Source organism: Amycolatopsis sp. H20-H5, from assembly GCF_035828755.1.
GTDB lineage: Bacteria > Actinomycetota > Actinomycetes > Mycobacteriales > Pseudonocardiaceae > Amycolatopsis.
On sequence record NZ_JAYMZS010000159.1, the window covers coordinates 3,546 to 4,930 of the forward strand.

At 70.5% G+C, this 1,385-nt stretch carries 2 protein-coding genes; one reads left to right on the forward strand and one right to left on the reverse strand.

Annotated elements, in window-relative coordinates:
• Positions 1–195 (reverse strand): hypothetical protein (locus tag QMK34_RS43030; protein WP_326420601.1); only part of this gene is annotated, 195 nt, incomplete at its 3' end.
• A gap of 119 nt (positions 196–314) precedes the next feature.
• On the opposite strand from QMK34_RS43030, the gene QMK34_RS43035 reads away from it, so the two are divergent.
• Positions 315–1,376, forward strand: a complete 1,062-nt coding sequence (locus QMK34_RS43035; RefSeq protein WP_326420602.1) for a serine/threonine-protein kinase — start codon at positions 315–317, stop codon at positions 1,374–1,376.
• The last annotated feature ends 9 nt before the right edge of the window (positions 1,377–1,385 follow it).

Sequence of the window (1,385 nt, forward strand, 5' to 3'; positions counted from 1 at the left end):
GTCGACGCCGTCGGGGAACACCTCGGCCAAGCCGACGCCGACGCTGTCCTCGGAGCCTTCGCTGACCTCGTCGCCGGAGACGCCCTCGACGACCGAGAGCACGACTTCGTCGGCACCGTCCACGTCGCAGAGCAACACTTCGCGGCGGACTTCGGAGCGGCCTAACCCGCCGCCGGTGGATCCGCCCAAGATCACCCCGACTCCGACAACGGATCCGACAACGGCGACCAAGCCATCGCCCTCTCCGACTTCGGATACGGCACCACCGTCAAGTGACCCGTCCCCACCACCCGGCGGATGACCCGAGGATTTCTGTGAGTATTGAAGGCGCAATCGTCGGCGCCCGCTATCGGCTCGACCAGCCCATCGGCCGTGGCCGGGCGGGCATCGTGTGGCTCGCGTTCGACACCCGGCTGTTCCGGACCGTCGCGATGAAGAAGATGTACCTGCCGGTCGGGCTGCCCGCGGCCCAGGCCGAGCAGGCGCGGGCCGGGGCGATCCAGGAGGCCAAGGACGCCGCCAAGGTCGACCACGCGTGCGCGATCACCGTGTACGACGTGCTGCCGGACGGCCAGGACGTCTGGCTGGTGATGGAGTACATCCCGTCGCGCAGCATGTCGACGTTCCTCGCCGACCACGGGCGGTTGACCGCCGAGCAGGCCGCTTCGCTGGGCATCCAGCTGGGCACCGCGCTCGGCGCGATGCACGCGTCCGGGATCGTGCACCGCACGATCGAGCCGGGCACCGTGCTGCTCGCCGACGACGGCAGCGTCCGGATCACCGACATCGGGATCACCGGCGGCGGGCCGAGCCCCGCGTACCGGGCGCCAGAGGTGGCCAGGGGCGGGCAGGCGATGACCGCTTCCGACGTCTACTCGCTCGGCGCGACGCTGTACTCCGCTGTCGAAGGGGTGCCGCCGTTCGGTGAGGACGGCGACTCCTCGGAGCGGCCACCACAGAACGCCGGGGTGCTGACGGGCGCGCTGCAGAAGATGCTGCGAGCCGATCCGGTGACGCGGCCGACGATGAACGACACGGTGCGTTCGCTGGGCGCGATCACCGAAGGCAGGCAGACGGCGTTCATCCCGCCGACGGCGCCGGCCATGCCGACCGTCCCGGCGTCCCTGCCCGTGCCGATGCCGCCCCAGGGCCAGCAGGTGCACCCGCAGCAGTACCAGGCCCAGACCCAGCAGCTCCAGCAGCGCCCGCCGATGCAGCAGCAGCCACGGCAACCGACGGCCCGCTACACTCCCCCGCCATCACAGCCCGTGACGAAATCCCCGTCCCCTGAGACCCGCAAGCGGCTCATCACCGCGGCCGCCGTACTGGCCGCGATCCTGATCGGCATCCTCATCGCCGAACTCTTCTTCGTCTGACCCCTCCCT